This window comes from Kitasatospora sp. NBC_01250 (assembly GCF_036226465.1).
GTDB lineage: Bacteria > Actinomycetota > Actinomycetes > Streptomycetales > Streptomycetaceae > Kitasatospora.
Genome location: NZ_CP108476.1, coordinates 8,880,221 through 8,896,197 on the forward strand (window position 1 = coordinate 8,880,221; position 15,977 = coordinate 8,896,197).

Annotated in this window: 13 protein-coding genes and 1 tRNA gene; 9 read left to right on the forward strand and 5 right to left on the reverse strand. The window is 71.9% G+C overall.

The window, feature by feature from the left end:
* Window positions 1-410 precede the first annotated feature (410 nt).
* The 4 genes from OG500_RS37465 (at window position 411) to OG500_RS37480 (ending at window position 4,961) form a co-directional block, all read left to right on the forward strand.
* Window positions 411-1,100, forward strand: a complete 690-nt coding sequence (locus tag OG500_RS37465) for a C39 family peptidase (RefSeq protein WP_329587145.1) — start codon at window positions 411-413, stop codon at window positions 1,098-1,100.
* A gap of 591 nt (window positions 1,101-1,691) precedes the next feature.
* Window positions 1,692-3,077, forward strand: a complete 1,386-nt coding sequence (locus tag OG500_RS37470) for a HEAT repeat domain-containing protein (RefSeq protein ID WP_329587148.1) — start codon at window positions 1,692-1,694, stop codon at window positions 3,075-3,077.
* 406 nt (window positions 3,078-3,483) lie between these two features.
* Entirely contained in the window at window positions 3,484-3,810 is a 327-nt protein-coding gene (locus OG500_RS37475) for a nucleoside triphosphate pyrophosphohydrolase (RefSeq protein WP_329587150.1), read from the forward strand.
* Window positions 3,811-4,472: 662 nt separating this feature from the next.
* On the forward strand, window positions 4,473-4,961 hold the full coding sequence (locus OG500_RS37480) for a hypothetical protein (RefSeq protein ID WP_329587152.1): 489 nt from the start codon (window positions 4,473-4,475) through the stop codon (window positions 4,959-4,961).
* A gap of 480 nt (window positions 4,962-5,441) precedes the next feature.
* On the opposite strand, the gene OG500_RS37485 is transcribed toward OG500_RS37480, so the two are convergent.
* Entirely contained in the window at window positions 5,442-5,813 is a 372-nt protein-coding gene (locus OG500_RS37485; protein WP_327071353.1) for a hypothetical protein, read from the reverse strand.
* Window positions 5,814-6,422: 609 nt separating this feature from the next.
* On the opposite strand from OG500_RS37485, the gene OG500_RS37490 reads away from it, so the two are divergent.
* From OG500_RS37490 to OG500_RS37500, 3 genes are all read left to right on the forward strand, one after another.
* A tRNA-Gln gene (locus tag OG500_RS37490) sits at window positions 6,423-6,512 on the forward strand.
* A gap of 800 nt (window positions 6,513-7,312) precedes the next feature.
* A complete protein-coding gene (locus OG500_RS37495) occupies window positions 7,313-7,705 on the forward strand; it encodes a DUF3303 family protein (RefSeq protein ID WP_327071356.1) in 393 nt (130 codons plus the stop codon).
* 220 nt (window positions 7,706-7,925) lie between these two features.
* Window positions 7,926-8,435, forward strand: a complete 510-nt coding sequence (locus OG500_RS37500) for an nSTAND1 domain-containing NTPase (protein WP_329587155.1) — start codon at window positions 7,926-7,928, stop codon at window positions 8,433-8,435.
* A gap of 13 nt (window positions 8,436-8,448) precedes the next feature.
* Here the strand turns inward: OG500_RS37500 and OG500_RS37505 are convergent, their stop codons facing one another.
* Window positions 8,449-9,102, reverse strand: a complete 654-nt coding sequence (locus OG500_RS37505) for a TetR/AcrR family transcriptional regulator (RefSeq protein ID WP_329587158.1) — start codon at window positions 9,100-9,102, stop codon at window positions 8,449-8,451.
* An 83-nt stretch (window positions 9,103-9,185) separates the two neighbouring features.
* Between OG500_RS37505 and OG500_RS37510 the strand changes: the two genes are divergently transcribed.
* Window positions 9,186-10,067 carry an NAD(P)H-binding protein gene (locus OG500_RS37510; RefSeq protein ID WP_329587161.1) on the forward strand — a complete coding sequence of 294 codons (882 nt, stop codon included), beginning with the start codon at window positions 9,186-9,188 and terminating at the stop codon, window positions 10,065-10,067.
* A 1,023-nt stretch (window positions 10,068-11,090) separates the two neighbouring features.
* On the opposite strand, the gene OG500_RS37515 is transcribed toward OG500_RS37510, so the two are convergent.
* The 3 genes from OG500_RS37515 to OG500_RS37525 all read right to left on the reverse strand — a co-directional run bounded on the left by OG500_RS37515 (window position 11,091) and on the right by OG500_RS37525 (window position 14,904).
* Entirely contained in the window at window positions 11,091-11,912 is an 822-nt protein-coding gene (locus OG500_RS37515) for an alpha/beta fold hydrolase (protein ID WP_329587163.1), read from the reverse strand.
* Window positions 11,913-12,779: 867 nt separating this feature from the next.
* The gene (locus tag OG500_RS37520; protein ID WP_329587166.1) at window positions 12,780-13,349 is read right to left on the reverse strand and encodes a hypothetical protein; all 570 of its coding nucleotides are present in this window, start codon (window positions 13,347-13,349) and stop codon (window positions 12,780-12,782) included.
* A gap of 277 nt (window positions 13,350-13,626) precedes the next feature.
* Window positions 13,627-14,904, reverse strand: a complete 1,278-nt coding sequence (locus tag OG500_RS37525) for an MFS transporter (protein WP_329587168.1) — start codon at window positions 14,902-14,904, stop codon at window positions 13,627-13,629.
* A 615-nt stretch (window positions 14,905-15,519) separates the two neighbouring features.
* Between OG500_RS37525 and OG500_RS37530 the strand changes: the two genes are divergently transcribed.
* Window positions 15,520-15,882, forward strand: a complete 363-nt coding sequence (locus OG500_RS37530) for a hypothetical protein (RefSeq protein ID WP_329587171.1) — start codon at window positions 15,520-15,522, stop codon at window positions 15,880-15,882.
* Window positions 15,883-15,977: the final 95 nt, after the last annotated feature.

The window sequence follows — 15,977 nt, forward strand, 5'->3', positions numbered from 1 at the left end:
AGTTGTCGCCCCGCGCATCGGCGGGGAACCGAGGGTCGAGCGCGAGGTGACAGCGCTCGACGTCGTAGGACAGGTCCGAGTACCAGAGTCAGTTGTGCTGGCACTTCCCGTTGCCTACACCAGCGTGGCCGGCTCCGCCAGTGCAGCTGTCCCCGCGAGGCGAAGCCGGCGGAGCCGGGGTTCGATGGAGGGGATGTCCGTGGCCGGCGATGGCCTGCGTCCAGGCCGGTGGCAGCTGGGGGCGGATGTCCGGCTCCTCGGACGATGAGGAGCCATGGGAAAGGAGATGAGCGATGGAGAGCCACGAGGACGTTCTGAACGGCGGGCGGTGCCTGCATCCCGGTCCGCGGCAGCCGGTTCCACCCGCGGCCTCGTCCCCCGAGAGCGCACCGCGCGCCGGGAGGCGCTCCGTGCCGGGCCGGCCGGCGGCGAAGGGGCACGGCAGGCTGGCAGCAGCCGTCACCGCGGTCCTGACCAGCGCTGTCATGGTGGCCGGCACGCCCCTCGCGAGCGCCGCTTCCGCCGCTGTCCCGGTCTTCGGGCAGCAACTCGGCAACGACTGCGAGGCAACCTCCCTGCGCATGGTGCTGGCCGCACGGGGTGTGCAGGTGTCGGACCAGGACGTGCTCGGGCGCATCGGCGTCGACCTGGCGCATCCCCAGGCGGGAGTCTCCGGGCCGTTGTCCGGGGACCCGTTCCGGGCCTTCGTGGGAGACCCCGGCGGCTCGGAGGCAGCCGGTACCGGCTTCGGCGTGTACTATCCGCCGATCGCCCAGGCCGCGCAGTCCTACGGCCTGTCCACGGCGGCGGCCGGACAGGGGATCTCCCCCGCCCAACTGCGCAGCGCGGTTGCCGCGGGACACCCGGCGATCGTCTGGGTCGACTACAACTGGCGTGACGTCGCGGCAAGCTCGTACACCGCGTACGACGGTCAGGTGGTGCCCTACGCCGGCCCGTCCGAGCACACCGTCGTCGTGACCGGGGTCAGCAACGGACAGTATCTGGTCAACGACCCGGCCCGCGGGCAGCTGCAGATCAGCGAGGCGGCCTTCGACGCGGGGTACGCCAGCTACGGCGACATGGCGGTCATCGTCGACTGACCGCTCCGCCCCGGCCGGGCCCGCTGCCGTGGCGGCAGCGGGCCCGGCCGGGGGGTGACGGGGGCCCTGGAAACGGCGGCGGAAGCGCTCCGGACGCGGTTCGGATTCCGCGGTCGCATGCGCATCGGCAGCAGAGCTCGGCGAACGAAGGCCTGCGGTACGCGATAGTCGACCAGCACAGCCGTGCGGGCCGCCACGTGGTACCGGTGAACGACGTTCCCCGCATCGGCGACCGATCCACCACAGTGAGCCTCTGCGCCGGCTCCGACCGCGCGGACACCTACCGGGGCAACGAACGGCGCCGGCGGTGCGAATGGATCGCAGGGGGTCGGTCGTTACGGCGCCGCAGGCCCTGGAGGTGACGGCACCGTGGGCAGCGCAGGCGGGGTGGCCAACGCCGGAACCGTGGACGCTGGCAGCGGACGGAACACCATCACATCGCCCACTGCTGCTGGCCGAGGGAGGGCAAAGCAGTTGCGCGCACAGCACATACAGGACCAGGATCTCGCCCTTGGGACGGGTGGCGTCACCAGGCCGCTCGGACGTGTCGGTGAGGCAGGGGCGGGTGTCATCCTGCCAGGAGGGGGTCGGATGGGAGCGCTGGGGGACAGCGGAGGTACGGGGAGCCAGGACGACAGGCTCGTGGCAGCGGTACGCACGCGCGACGCCGACGCGGTGCGGATGGTACTGGAAGCGGGTGCGGACCCCGATGCGTTCGGCGCGGACGGGCTCCCGGTGCTGTGTACGGCCGTGGCGGCGTACGACGGACCGGTCGCCGAGGCGCTGGTTGACGGCGGCGCGCATCAGAACCGGCTGCTGCCGGACGGGACGACGCCGCTGCTGAGGGCCGTCGAACTCGGCTCTCCGGCGGTGGTCACGGCGCTCCTGGGCAACGAGCCGCAGCTGCGCCTGCCGCAAACAGCACAGAAGCGGCTGCTGGCCCTGGCCAGGAACTGGTACGAGAGGGGTGCGGCCGAGGAATTGCGCCGAAGGACGGGAGCGCCCGGTCCCGCCGAGGTGCTCGTGATTCCCGACTGCGAGTACAACCGTGTCGAGCAGATCTCCGTCGGCGGGCTCACCGTCAGGGCTGGGCACGGCGCCGTCCTCACCTGGCTGGAGGAGGCATTCCACATCCCGACACCGGTCGGGGAGCTGGCGGCCCGCGCGCTTCGTCACCCCGAGGAGGAAGACGCGAACTGGCACGTGGACTGGTTCGCGGCCTGCTTCACCCTCAGCCAGCGCCGCGACAAGGACACATGGTCGGCTGTGGAGGCCATGCGCCACCACCCCTCGCCCGCCCACCGCGCTTTCGTGGCCTGCTCCCTCGGTATCGGAGTCGGCATCGAGCCCACCGACCAGGACTGGTACGCGAAGGAACGGAACCGTCTCCTGACCGCCTGGGCCGCCGAGGAGGGGGACGGCAAGGTCCTCGCCAAGGTCCTCGACGCCCACCCCGGCGGTGACCACCCTGACAAGGAGGCCCTCGGACTCCGCTACACGAACCACACCGACCCCCGGGTGCGCCGCGAAGTGCCCTACTTCCTCTACGCACGCGGCACCCCTCCCACCCCCGAAGCCACCACCGCACTGCTCGCCCTCGCGCATGACCCCGACCCTGCGGTACGCCGCGCCGTGGGCAACGCACTCGGAGCAGGACCCGGCCTCACCCCCGACATCAGGAACGCGCTGCTCACCCTGATCCGTGACCCGGACGAAGGCGCTCGCTCCAGCGCCGCGGTCGCCCTGTCGCGCTTCCGAGACCGCACGCCAGCCGTCACTGACGCGTTCCGGGCACTGCTGGACGAGGAGAATCAACTGCTGCGCCTGGAGGGCGCCTACGGTCTTGCCCAGCTGGACGATCCGCGGACTGAAGAGGCGTACGAGCGGGTGGGCCCGCTCGGCCCCGCTTTCGACATCGATCACCGGGCCTCTGGGCTCTGGCAGTGGAGATCGCGGAACCGTCCCGAGCGGTCCTGAGCGTTTCGTACTGCCGGGGAGTTGTCCGGCCGGCCCGGTCGGTCGGAAGCGCGGCCACGGGGTCAGGGCCCGCAATGCGCCTGTCGCCTACGACTGAAGTGACTGCGTCGTGCGGACCGGGCGGGTGCGGACCGGGCGATCGCCGAGCGCGATGAGCCCTGGCCGCCTGGGGTATTGCGCTTGGCTTCGCCGCCCTGGACCCGGCACCGCAGCGGACGGCCCCTGTCGGCAGGGGCCACCGTCTGCTTCCGCGTGGTGGGCGCTGATGCTGGGCCGTCCTGGACCCGAACGGGTGGGAATGGCGGTTCGTATGGCGGGTGGCGAGGCGAGTTGCCTAGGCTACCTCGGCATGAAGGGGCGGCTGTCGGGGCTTGCCCCGCAGCGACTGGGTGGGGGAGAACAACCGGTGAACCGCAGGGGCGAGTACGGCAAGTTGGTGCGGGACCGGATTCCGCAGATCATCCGGGAGAGCGGGGCGACGCCTGTCACCTACACCGCCGGCCCACAGGAGTACCGAAGTCGCCTGCGGGACAAGCTCGGAGAGGAGGTCGCCGAGTTCCTGGAGGCCGACGACGCGAGGGCGCCGGAGGAACTCGCGGACGTGCTGGAGGCGGTGTACGCGCTCGCCGCGGATCTGGGGATCGACATGGACCAGGTGGAAGAGATCCGCAGGGCCAAGGCGGATGAGCGCGGCGGCTTCGCGGGCCGGGTCGTCTGGACCGGCAACCGCTGACCGCCTCTACGGGAAGGCGGTGCGGCGCTTCGTGCTCAACTGCGGTCGCAGCTGGGTCTGTTCGTCGGTGAGCGGCTTCGTGCACCGGGCCGCAGGCGGCTGGGGACGTTGGCCGGTGGGTCTTGCGCCGTCGGCTTGGGTCGGGACGGCACGGCAGGCCCGGGCGGGGGCAGCACCGGGGCGCCCTCGGCTCCGGCTGTTGCCCGGTCTGGCGAGGAAGGGCGGTGATCTCGCCCGGGGAGGTGCCGCGTCGGATGGTGCCCTTCGGCCGACTGGGCCGCTAACCGTCGTGTCGGAGGACGCTCCAGCCGCTGTCCGTGGCGGCTCCGGTGGTCTCCCGCGGTGAGCGGGTGACCGTCACATGCCCGCCAGGGTGGGCGAAGGCCGCCGCGTCCTTGAGCCCCGGATCCGCTGCCAGGGCAGCACGTTGAGGTCGACCATCGGGAAGACCAGGTCGAGTCCGGTCCGTTCGGGGCGGGGCCGGCCGAAGTCGCCGTGCGGGTGGAGTTCCTGCTGTGCTGCTCGCGTTTGGGGTGCGCCTTTGGCCTATGGCATGGCCGTTCCGGTCTCGCTACGCTGATCGGCGCTCCCGCCGGGCGGGGGCATGCACGGCTACGAGCACTTCCAGACCGTTGATTCATCGACCGGGAAGGTTCAGCCCCATGCGATCCCGTCTGGCAGCCCTCCGGCTTGCCGCCCTCGCCTTCGCCGCTACAGCGGCATTCGGCCCCACCCCAGCGTCCGCCGCGACCGTGGCCCCCCACGACGCCTGGGTCCCCTGCCAGGTCGGCCTGACGGCCGACAAGGCCTGGGCTCCCGGCAGCAACTTCGCACCCGGCGTTCGCTGGTGCGTGGGCGAGTACCAGCTCACCATGCAGAACGACGGCAACTTTGTGATCTACGACGTCAACGGCCACCCGCTGTGGAACACGCAGACCGAGGGCCACCCCGGCGCCTCAGCGGTGATGCAGAACGACGGCAACCTCGTCGTGCAGAAGAACAACCAGCCGCTGTGGAACTCCGGAACGGGCGGCAACACCGGCTCGAACTACTACGTGTGTTTCCAGACCGACGGCAACCTCGTGATCTACGCGCCGCTGCCGAACACAACGCCGTGCAACGGCGCGCCGCGCTGGGACAGCAACACCTGAGCGGCACGCGCGTCGGTGCGGTGCGGTGCTCGACCGCCGCACCGACCGGCACGCGTGTTCCGGTCGCCGGCTGGTGGTCGGGCAGGGGGCCCGGCGCCAGTTCGCCGAAGTGGTGGCCCGTCAGGGGTCTGGCGTGCGCATCCCGCGGGCCCGTGGTGGACCGCTGGCGGCTTGCGGCTGCTGGGAGTTGTTCACCGGCCGCCGGCCGGGGTGGTGCACGGTGGGTGCGGGGACTGCCGGACGGTCGCCGTCGGGGCGGCCTGCAGGGGAGGGGTGCGTCCGGGCCGTGGGTCTGTGGGTGGGTTCCGGCAGCAGGTGCTGCTCGGCAGCGGGAGCGGTCCCCACGCCGCGAGGGATCGATGTCGCCGGGCTCTGACGGCGCCTGGGTGCTTGTCGCCGCGGCCAAGGGCCGACCGGGTCGGGGACGTGCGTGGTCGGCGAGTGCCCGGCCGCGCACGTCCCCTCGGTTCAGCCCTGGGTTCAGTTGCGGATGCCGTAGGCGACCTGGCCGGAGGTGTGGTCGATGACGTAGGCCTGGTAGCTGCGGCCCGGGCCGTCGTAGTACCAGGGGGACTGCGCGCCGCTGAAGGAGTCCCAGCCGACCCGGCCGTCCAGCAGGACGAACTCGCAGTTGCCGTTGATCCGGGTCGGGTCGATGGCCTGGAAGTCGTGGTACTGGCCGTCGCTGTAGAGCTGCAGCTCGATCTTCTGGTCGGCGGTGCAGTTCGCGGTGGTGAGCCAGTGATCGCCCTCGTTGGCGGCGAAGGCCGGTGCGGACATGGTCAGGGTGAGCGCGGCGCCCGCGCCGAGGACGGCGACGGCGGTTCGCAGCGAGGTACGACGAGACAGCATGAGACGGTTCCCCCGAGGGTCATCAGCCGGCACACGCATCGGCGCATGATGCGCCGGGGTACGGCCGGACGCGGTCATGCTTCCAGCGGACAATCGCAGTGGCAAGAGCCGAAGCCGGTCTCCCGGGCCCCCGGACGGTGTCGGACGGTCTTGGACAGTCCCGGACGGCGCGACCGACGGCAACCGGCGTCGAAGCCGCCCCCGCGGCCGTACCGGCAGCCGACCCCCTGGAGATCACCGCGGACGCGTCCTGGCCGGGCGCCTGCAGCCGGGGCGGTCGTCACGCAACTCGGCGTCAGGCGACCGGGAATCGCGAAACGACCGCCGGTCACACCCGCAGGCCCTCCCGTGCCCGGCCGCACAACGGTCGCCAAAGGCTCGATCGACAGGACAAGCTCGCGCTGACCGGCCGGGCCCGGCGGTGGGGCCCGGAACGCCTATGGCCACGGCTGTTCTCCGCCGCGGGCGGGGCCGGGCCTCTCCCACCGGGGCACTGCGCCGTCGGCTGCCGGGGGCGCCGTCAGGCGGGGGTCAGTGGCGGGTCAGCGGGGCGGTGCATGGTTGGTGGCACGGGGACGGACCGCGGCGAAGCGAGCGGGTCGGTCCTGGGGAGAGGTGCCCGGAGTGGTTGATCGGGGGCCGGGGCTCTGGTCCCGGTCGGGCCGCAGGCCCACGCAGGTTCGAATCCTGCCTTCTCCGCTTCTCCCGCCTTCGTCGCCCGGTGGTCCGGCTCGGAGGGCGGGACTGCGGGCCGTGCGGTGATGGCGGCGTTCTCCGTCGGGGGTGGTCGTGTCGCGCGGGTGCGGGTGGCAGCGAGTGGTGGATGCGTGTGGGCCTGTCGTGATGCCGCCCGGGTTGCTCGGGCCACCTCAGTGCGTGTCAGACCCTGCTCGTACGCTGCGGGCATGAGCACCGGGTCTTGGGCGGGAGTCCGCGAGCGGGTACAGCAACTGGCGACGGTGGCGGGGGCTGTCGGCGGGTGCGGCGTGCATCGGTGGTCCCGGCTCTCCTGGTGGTCTTCGTGTTGCCGTCCCGACCACGTGTCCGGACGCAAAGGCGCCGGTCCCGCCTCGCCGCACCGTGCCTGCTCCTGCGCGGCGGCTGCGGATCACCCGTTCGGCGCCGGGGTGGGTCGATCCGGTGGCGGCTTTGCCGGTCGAGGTCCTGGCCGGCTGCTGTCCTGGCGGTCCGTGCGCATGGTGGCTTGCCGCCGTTGTCGTGGCACACCGGGCGTTCACCGTCCGGCGCCGTAGCCCGTGGCCCGTAGCCCGTGGCCCGTAGCCCGTGGCCCGGCCAAGGGGGTGTCGGGTCCTCACCGCCGAGCAGGGGCGGGCGTTCCCGGGCTGCTTGGATCGATCGGCCCGGCCTGCGTCCGAACGGCGCACACCGACCTGTACGGCGACGGGGCACCGGGGCGACGAACGGCCCGCGCCCGGGCGCCGCGCCCGGGCCTCGGGAGCGGGGCGTTGCGTGTCGGACCCCTCGGCAGGGTCGGCCTCGTGTCCCTCCTGTGCGCTGCCCCGGCTGCCGGGTCCGCGGATCGCGGCCACGATCTGGAAGGGGGCACGTATGTGCCCGAACGCCAACCAGAGGTGGAAACAGCCATGAGGGTGCTGCTGACGGTCCAGATGGACACCGAGAAGACGAATAAGGCGATCGCGGGCAAGACGCTGGCCCAGACCATGGCGTCGGTGTTCGAGCGGATCAAGCCGGAGGCCGCGTACTTCGGGGCGAAGGACGGGATGCGGACCGGTTTCATCGTCTTCGACCTCAAGGAGGCGTCCGACATCCCCAGTGTCGCCGAGCCGTTCTTTCAGGAGCTCGGCGCCAGGATCACCTTCATTCCGGTGATGAACTTCGACGATGTCCAGGCCGGCCTGCAGAGGGCCTGACCGCCGCGTCGACGCCTGGCCCGCCCACCCGGCAACAGGGGGCGGGCCAGCACCGCGTCCGGGCCCAGGACCGCCGGCCCTTACCGCCCTTCCTGCCCGTCCGCCGCGCCGGATCGAACGCGGCGTCCCGCTCACCGCCGCCGCGCGCCCGCACGAGGCACTGCTCGGCATCCTGGCTCTGCTCCGCGCGGCCTGCGGCAGCGGGGTCCGGCTCCTGCGCGTGGACGGCCCCGTCCCCGCCGACCGCACCATCGGCCTGGGCGGACGGCCGCAACCGGTGCCGGACCGCACGACGGGCCGGGGAAGCCCCGAGCAGGTCCGGCCGACGATCGAGCACGGGATGGGGGAGTCCGGGGTTCTGGCCGTGATTTCGCGAATGGTCTTCGGCTTCCTGCCGTCACGTCGGCTACGTCTACCGTTGGTCAAAAGGCAGCCGAGGCAGCCAGGGCAGTCGAGGCGGCTGTTCACCCAGCTGCTCTGGGTACCGCTGAGCTCGGCCGGCGCGACTCGCAGACGGGTACCGCGCGATGAACTGAGCGAGCACCAGTGGCAGATCGCACAACGCCTGGCCACCACCCGGATGCTGGTCATCGATGGCTCCCAGGGCGCGGAGACCGTCGAACTGGCCCACGAAGCACTGATCGCGATCTGGGACGAACTGGCGGCGTGGACCGCAGAGGACCGCAAGTTCCTGGTCTGGCGCGAGTCACTGCAGCACGACACTTCTTGACCCGCCGGACCGTTCAGCCCGGCTGGGGAGTGTCATCCTCAGCTCTGCTGAATGCGATGGTGCTCTGGTGCGCCCGCGGGTGGTTCGAAGGACCGGTGTCGGGTCGGCGTTCGGGGCCGCGGATGCCCTCGAGCAACAGCGTGACGTGCCTGCGCCAGTTGTTGGCGCCGGTCATGTTCGCCATGGCGCCACGGGTGATGAGGACGAAGTCGCGAGCGTGGAAGTCGTCACGGAGGTGGCCGGCGTCGACGGCACGCTGCACGATGCTTTCGGTGATCGCCGAGAAGTCTGTCTTTTCGACGGCGATGTCGTTCCAGCGGGGCTCTTCCGGGCTGAGGAGCGCGAAGCGGAACGCGGCATCGGCCTGTACGGATTCCAGATAGCCGTAGAGCAGCGTCTCGAACGCCGTCCAAGGGTCCTCGGTCTCGTCGGCGGCGCGGGCGAGGGCGGTCATCGCCTCGAACCGGCGGCCGATGATCGCCGCGAGCAGCGCTTGCTTGTCGGCGAAGTGCCGGTAGAGGGTGCCGACGCCCAGGCCGGCACGCTCGGCGATCTCGTCCATCTGCACGGCGTCGCCCCGCTGGGCGAACAGCTCGCCGGCGGCGTCGAGGACGGTCTCGCGGTTGCGCCGGGCGTCGGCGCGCAGCGGGCGTTGGGGAGCGGTCATGGTCGCTCCACTGTAGTTGACGTTGCGCGGAAGTCGCGCTTACATTCGGAACCGGAGTTCAGGTTCATGTTAGAGGAGATGCGATGATCGTCGTCACCACGCCGACGGGACAGATCGGCAGCCAACTGGTCCGTCAGTTGCTCGACCAGGACAAGGAGGTCCGCGTCATCGTTCGTGACGCCTCGCGTCTGGACGACGCGGTCCGCGAGCGGGTCGAGGCCGTCAGCGGTTCGCACGACGATCCGGCCGTGCTCGACAAGGCCCTGCCCGGTGCCGATGCGCTGTTCTGGCTCGTCCCGCCGAACCCGCAGGCACCGAGCGCCCAGGCGCACTATCTCCGTTTCGCCCGGGCGGGCGCCGCTGCCGTTGCCCGGCACAGGGTCGGCCACCTCGTCGGTGTGTCCAGCGCGGGCCACGGCTGGCCGTCTCCGGCCGGCGTCTTGTCGGCGGCCTTCGCGATGGATGCCGAACTCGGCACGTCCGGTGCGGCGTACCGGGCGTTGTCCATGCCCTTCTACATGGAGAACCTCCTGGGGCAACTCGATGCCATCCGCGAGCAGGGCGCGTTCCAACTGACCTGCGCAGGCGACCTGCCGCTGGCGTCGACCGCGACGCGGGACATCGCCGGCGCCGCCGCCGGCCTGCTCACCGATCTGTCCTGGACCGGGCAGGAGAACCTCCCCGTGTTCGGCCCCGACAGACTGACCCCTGACGCGATGGCCGAGGTGATCAGCCAGGAACTCGGGCGTCCGGTCACCTACCGCCGCCTGAGCAGCGACGACTTCGCGTCGCTGCTGCGCTCCCGAGGTGCCAGTGACCAGACGGTCAAGGACATGACCGAGGCGTTCGCCGCACAGGACCACGGCATCTACGACGCGGACTGGGCGACCGCCGAGCCCGCACCGACAGACTTCCGCACCTGGTGCAGGGAAGTCCTCAAGCCCGCCGCAGCCGCCCGGGCATGACCCACCTGGGATCACCACGGGGATCTCGATCCCGCCCGCGCGCTCGTCGCCACGACCGGCCCCGGCCGGTGAGCTGACCTGCTCATCGGCCCATCTGCGCCTCGACGTGGCACCTCCGATACCGGGGCACGGTGGTTTCGCGTGTCCGTCCAGAGGTGTCGAGTTCCTGGCCGCCGCGACGCGAGACCGTCTCTGCCCGCTCGTCATCGACCGTCCCCGGCGGCCTGGGCCAATCCACCAGGCCCACCCCGCCGGGGCCGCGGAACACCCGCATCCGCTGGACTGCCCGACGGCCGTGCCCGATCCGCGCACGGCCAAGGGCCGCCGCCACCCTCTCTGCTTCGTCCCTGCGCTCGCTGCGTGCGCGCCGCCGGCCGGCGCGGTGCCGGGCTCGCTCGAAGTCGCTGACCGCGATCGCCGAGCGGGCAGGCGACGCTCCGGCAGCCGTCCTGTCCGCTCCGCCCGGCGGCCCGGACCGTGAACCCACCGGCCCCCACTGCCCCGGCAAAGTCAGTTCGAGCCCGCCCCCGGTGGCCGGGCGTTGCGGGTCGAGGGCGGCTACGTCTGGAGCACGGGTCCCGGCCCCGTCGCAGCCGACCCCGAAGGTCTCCAAAGCCACGCCCGTCGGCGCATCACGACCGGCCGGCCATCCGGCGATGACGGCCCGGCGAACGGCGCCGGCCCGGCCGAAGAGGCAGGCGATTCGCAGAGCACGGGCCGTGGGGCCGGAGGTCAACGAGCCGAAACGCCCCCCGCCCCCCGAAAGGGTCGAGGCCGTCACCGGCGGGCCGTGGCGGGCCGCGGTGGGCCCTACCAGGTGCGGCACCGCCTCGCCGCTGCCGGCTGGGCCGCCTCGGCGACGGTGGGCCCTCCGGCTGCGCTGTGTGGCTGTGGTCGTTGGGTCGGGTGCGAGCAGCATCCCGGCTGCCGGGCGTGGCCTGGGTCTCGTGGTCCGTGTCGACGCTTCCGGGCGGCCACCCGGGGGGGCTTGTGGGTGGGGGCGTGCCAGGGCGGTTCCGGGGATCACTGATCGGCTGGTTCCCGGGCCGTTGGCCCGGGAAGGCTCGCCTCGAAGTCGGTCAGCAGTGCCGTGAACGCCTGCGGTGCCTCCTGGTGGGGGCTGTGCCCGGCGCCGGGGACCAGCTGGATCTCGCCGCGCCACAAGGTGGGCAGGGTGGGCGCGAGCACGCGCAGGTAGCGCAGGTTGACGAGCTGCTCCTCGCTCCCGTGCAGGATGGCCAGCGGCCGCCTGAGTCCACGTGCGATGGCGATCTCGTCGGCGAAGGACCCCGTGGCGAGGGCTGCCGAGAGATCGGTGCGGGCGGCCGGATCGGTGGCCAGGATGTCGGCGACGGCCTCGGGAGCAGGCTGCGCGCCGGGAGCCAGCTGGGCGGCGGCGTAGGCGCGCGCCTCGTCCGGGCCGACCTCGCCGCTGAGGGCCGTGCCGAGCGAGGGGTGCGGCAGGAACCTCCCGGTCATCGCGCCGGGCTTGCTCTTCAGCGGCGCGCCGAAGACCGCGAACCCGGCGGCTCCCGGCAGCTCGGGCGCGGCTTGGATCACGATGTGTCCGCCCAGGCTCATCCCCACGATCAGCGCACCCTCGGCGTGGGTGTCCCGGACGAAGCCGGCCAGCGCGCGGGTGTACAGCGTGAACGAGTACCTGTCACCGGCGCGCGGCGAGGCGCCGTGCCCGGGCAGGTCCGGGGCCAGGCAGCGAAAGCGCCGCCCGAACGGGCCCTGGAGCAGCGGCAGCCAGGTGCGCGAGGAACTGGAGTTGCCGTGCACGAGCACGACGGGGCGGCCCTCACCGGCGCTCTCGCGGTAGGCGAGCTGAGGAGCGTTCACATGGGCAACGTTAGACCCGTGTTGCGACCGTGCCGACCTTGACCACGGCCTTTCCGGAACTGACTGGACGTCGCACTATTGGGCGGTGTGAGATCTCGGTTCCGGCTTGTGGGCGCCCGCGGTTCCTGTCGGCAGTCCCGGGCCGATGTGGAGAGCTCGGGGTCTCTGCGGCACGCCGTCCGATTTCTCCGTGGCGGCGCCGCGGCTCGGGCACGTTCTCCAGCACCGGGGGAGTGGGTGGTGCAAGGCCCCCGGCCGGGCCCCGCTGATCTCGTGCGCCTGGTGTCCTGAGTCTTTGATCCGTGATCCGTCGTTGATCAGCGCACGGGACGTCCCTGGCCGAAGCCGGCCGCGTTGGTGTTGTCGGCTCACGAGCGGCGGGTGCTCGGTGGGTGGGTGCGCGGACGGTCGACGCCGCAGGCTCTGGCGCTGAGGGCCCGGACCGTGCTGGCATGCGCCGAGGTCGAGCCCGATGGACTGCCCCGGTCGGCCGGTGCGGTTGCGGCTGCCGTCGCAGCGACCGCGGAGACGGTCTCCACGTGGCACGCCCGCTGCCTCGCGGACCGGAGGGCTTGGGCGCCGCGCCCCGACGGGGCCGGGAGCGGACGGTCACCGATGAGACACGGTCTACGACACGGACACCGACACCCACTGTCGCCACCAGCACAGCTCTACTCCGCCACGGCCCCCAACCGACCACGCCGACATCATCGTGGACAACGCTCAGCTCCAGCGGCCGTCCTGGGAAGCCCGCCGACCACACTGACCGGTGCACAGGATGTGACAATTGCTCCTCCAGCACGGTGGGTGGGTGTGCGAGGCGGAGGTGGTTGGCGCGTCGTCGTGCTGTCGACGGTGCGTTGCTGTTCATGGTGCTGTCTGCGAGGGAGGGTCGTATCGGCACCGGCCGTCCCGTACCTCGCACCTGAGGCACAGTGCTCCGTCGGCGCGCCGGTCGGCGGGAATGCGGCAGCGCCGGGCCTTCTCGCGCCGCCGTTCCAGGTGGCTCGGCCGCTTCGGCTTGGGTTTGGAACGGTAGTGGGTGCAGGAGCAGGCGTCGTCGTGACGGGAGCCCGGGGTCCTGCCGTGCCTGCACCTCAGGTAGATGTCGTGCTCGTCGCTGCGGTGGCCGCAGGTCGTGCAGTTCGGCCAGGGCACGGCGTGGTAGGTGGCGCACGGGCAACGGTGCTCGCTCTGGTGGCCGATCCAGTCGCCGCCGTTGTCGTAGATGTCGCCGCTGCCGTAGGTGACCGCGCACCCTGATTGTTCGCCGTGCGAGCGGGCGTCGTGGCCGCAGTTCGTGCAGTCGGGCCGAAGCGGCGGGGGTTCGGTGCGCGGCGGCAGGGGCGAGCCCGTGCGCCACACCGCGACGATCGCCACGACTGCGGCTGTCAGGATCCCGATTCCGCACAAGCCGATGACCGTTTCCGCTGACATGGCTCCCCCTGGTTGGCCCCGGCGACCTGTCGACCCTGCGCACCGGCGCAACAGCCGTCCGCTACCACGCCGAAGTGGCCCGGGTCGGTTGCCGGCACCGGCAGGCTTTCGGGACCGGAGCGACCGTTGTCACCCGGAGCACGCTCAGCACCGGGCTGCGTGGCGCTCACGGGTTCCTCGCCGTGGGTGCGTGAGCCAAGCGCCGCGGCCTCCCGGATTCACCAGCGGCTACCCGGCTCGTCCGTAGTGCTCCGCCGTTGACTCTTGGTCTGGCGGTTCAGGCGCCGAGTTCCCGGGAGTGTCCGGCCCACCGGACCACGAACGGCATGGCGAGGCCGGCGGCGACGAAGAGGCCGCCCATGACGAGCCAGCCGGGGGCGCCCCGGTTCAGGCAGAGCAGGCCGAGCAGGCCGGGGGCGATGGTGTAGCACAGGCCCATGCCGATGCCGAACACGCCGGAGTACTGTCCCTGCGCGTGCGCGGGGGCCAGCCGGAACCGCAGCTCCATCGACCCGGCCGCGTGCCACAGCGAACCCACGGTGTGGACGGCGACGCCGGCTGTCATGATCGCCGCGGCGGCCCAGCCGGGCAGGCCCGAGGCCGTCGCGATGACCCCCATGCCGACCAGGAACGCCACCCCGGCGCGCCGGGTGGCCCGGCCGGCGACCCGGCCGCCCTTGATCCCGCGACTGGTGCGGACCTGGAGGAGGACCACCATCACGGTGTTGACGGCGAGCGCGACGCCGGTGAACCAGCGCGGTGCATGGGTGTGCAGGACCACCCACAGCGGCAGCGCGTAGGTCACCACCTCGCCCTGGATCCACAGGATGCCGTCCAGCACGACGAATGCCATGTACGGCTTGTCCTTCAGGGCGAGCCACCGGTCCGACTCGGTCGATGCGGGCAGCGGTTTCAGCCCGGGCAGCCGGAGCATGACGGCCGCGCAGCCGAGGAAGGTCAGGGCGTTGGCGAGGATGAGCGCCCGGTAGGCGGTGCCGGAGTCGAGCTGGATCACCGCACCGGCGGCCAGCGCGCCGAAGGTACTGGCCAGGAAGGCGGTCGAGCGCAGGTAGGAGCGGAACTTCGGCACCTCGTCACCGCCGAAGCGGCGGATCATCGGGCCGCGCGCCGCGCCCCCTGAGGCGCCGGCCAGGTCGGTCACCGCCACCGCCGCCATGAACGCCGCGAACGAGTGGGCGAACAGCAGCGACACCATGGCCACGGCCTGGATCAGCAGGGTGACCAGGAAGACGCCGTGCGGGCCGCGGCGGTCGGCGAGGTGCCCGACGGGCGGGCCGGCGATCAGGCCGACCACCCCGGCGACACCGAGACCGAGGCCGACCTGCCCGATGGACAGGCCGACCACCCGCATCGCGTACAGCGGCGCCGTCGCGAGGAAGGCCGCAGTGCCGAGCTGGTTGACGAAGCCGCCGAGGGCCAGTCGGCGCTGGGGGCCGGACTCGAGGAGCAGCCCCCGTCGCACCAGCCAGGGCCGACGGTCCGGGGCGGCGGCCTCCTGAGGGTCGTCGGGGGACAGGGTGCTGGTCTGACTCACGTGGTACTCCTGGATGTTGATCACGGCTGGGCGGGGACGGACGGCGGAACGCAGTGCCCGGGAGCGAGTCGCGCGTCGAGCGCTTCGGCGAACCCCGGCGAGGGGTTCGGCCGAAGCCGCCTGTGTTGATCCGCTCACCGCGGCCCCGGTCTGCGAATCAAGGCTTCAAGATCATCTCAGGAGAGAATGCCCGCTGCTCTCGCACCTGGCGAGTCGTCAATCCTCTTCTGGAGATGCTCGTGCCCCACGCCGCCCTGATGGCAGCCGTCCCTGCCACTCAGCGCACCGACTCCACCCACGTTCTGGCCGCCGTGCGCGACCGGACCGTGTCCGAGGCTGTCCGGGAGCGTCCAGCCAGGTCCCGGGCCCGGACCGGGCTCGTGTGGGACGGCCGGCAGCTCCACGTCAACACCGCTCGCGGCGAAGCCGGTTCGTGCCAGACCGTCCTCGAACGTCCGGGACTGTCCGGGACGGTCCGAATCCCTGGCTCGTGCCCCGAGCGGGCGGCGATACTCGTGCCGCACTCCAGACCTGGCTCCTGCTCCGGAGGCAGAACCCGGCGATCCGAGGTCGACGGCGACCAGTGACGCCGAACGGCACGAACGGAGAAACACGATGTTGAGGGTCCGAAAGAAGCTTGCGGCGATCGCCGTTGCCGGCGGCATCCTCGCGGGCAGCGTCGCCATGGCCGTGCCGGCCGACGCCACCGTTGTCAATATCTCCTGCCCGACCGCCGGGGTGACCGTGTACAGCGGCGGCCCCGACTACTGCTACGGGCTGCGGAAGGACGGGAACACCGGCCCCGGCTGGGCCGACATCCCCGGCACGTGGGGGGTCGGCAGCAGCGTCAACACCGGCTACGTCGTGGCCGATTCGGGCTGGGTACCGGTCCACTTCGCTCCGGGCTGGGGCATCGTGCTGCCCGACTGCGGGTCGGGCTGCCTGTGGACGACGCAGTGGATCTACATCACCAGCTAGGACCTGTCGTCGTCCTTCGGCGCCGCCGGCGGTCCTAGATCGTGACGCCGACGGCGCCGAGCCGACTCCTGAGACCACGCTCGACCCGCCTTCTC

Excerpts from the sequence above, each read along its gene's own strand:
- OG500_RS37470 (WP_329587148.1), top strand. The coding sequence starts at position 1,692 with ATGGGAGCGCTGGGGGACAGCGGAGGTACGGGGAGCCAGGACGACAGG.
- OG500_RS37480 (WP_329587152.1), top strand. The coding sequence starts at position 4,473 with ATGCGATCCCGTCTGGCAGCCCTCCGGCTTGCCGCCCTCGCCTTCGCC.
- OG500_RS37485 (WP_327071353.1), bottom strand. The coding sequence starts at position 5,813 with ATGCTGTCTCGTCGTACCTCGCTGCGAACCGCCGTCGCCGTCCTCGGC.
- OG500_RS37505 (WP_329587158.1), bottom strand. The coding sequence starts at position 9,102 with ATGACCGCTCCCCAACGCCCGCTGCGCGCCGACGCCCGGCGCAACCGC.
- OG500_RS37510 (WP_329587161.1), top strand. The coding sequence starts at position 9,186 with ATGATCGTCGTCACCACGCCGACGGGACAGATCGGCAGCCAACTGGTC.
- OG500_RS37520 (WP_329587166.1), bottom strand. The coding sequence starts at position 13,349 with ATGTCAGCGGAAACGGTCATCGGCTTGTGCGGAATCGGGATCCTGACA.
- OG500_RS37530 (WP_329587171.1), top strand. The coding sequence starts at position 15,520 with ATGTTGAGGGTCCGAAAGAAGCTTGCGGCGATCGCCGTTGCCGGCGGC.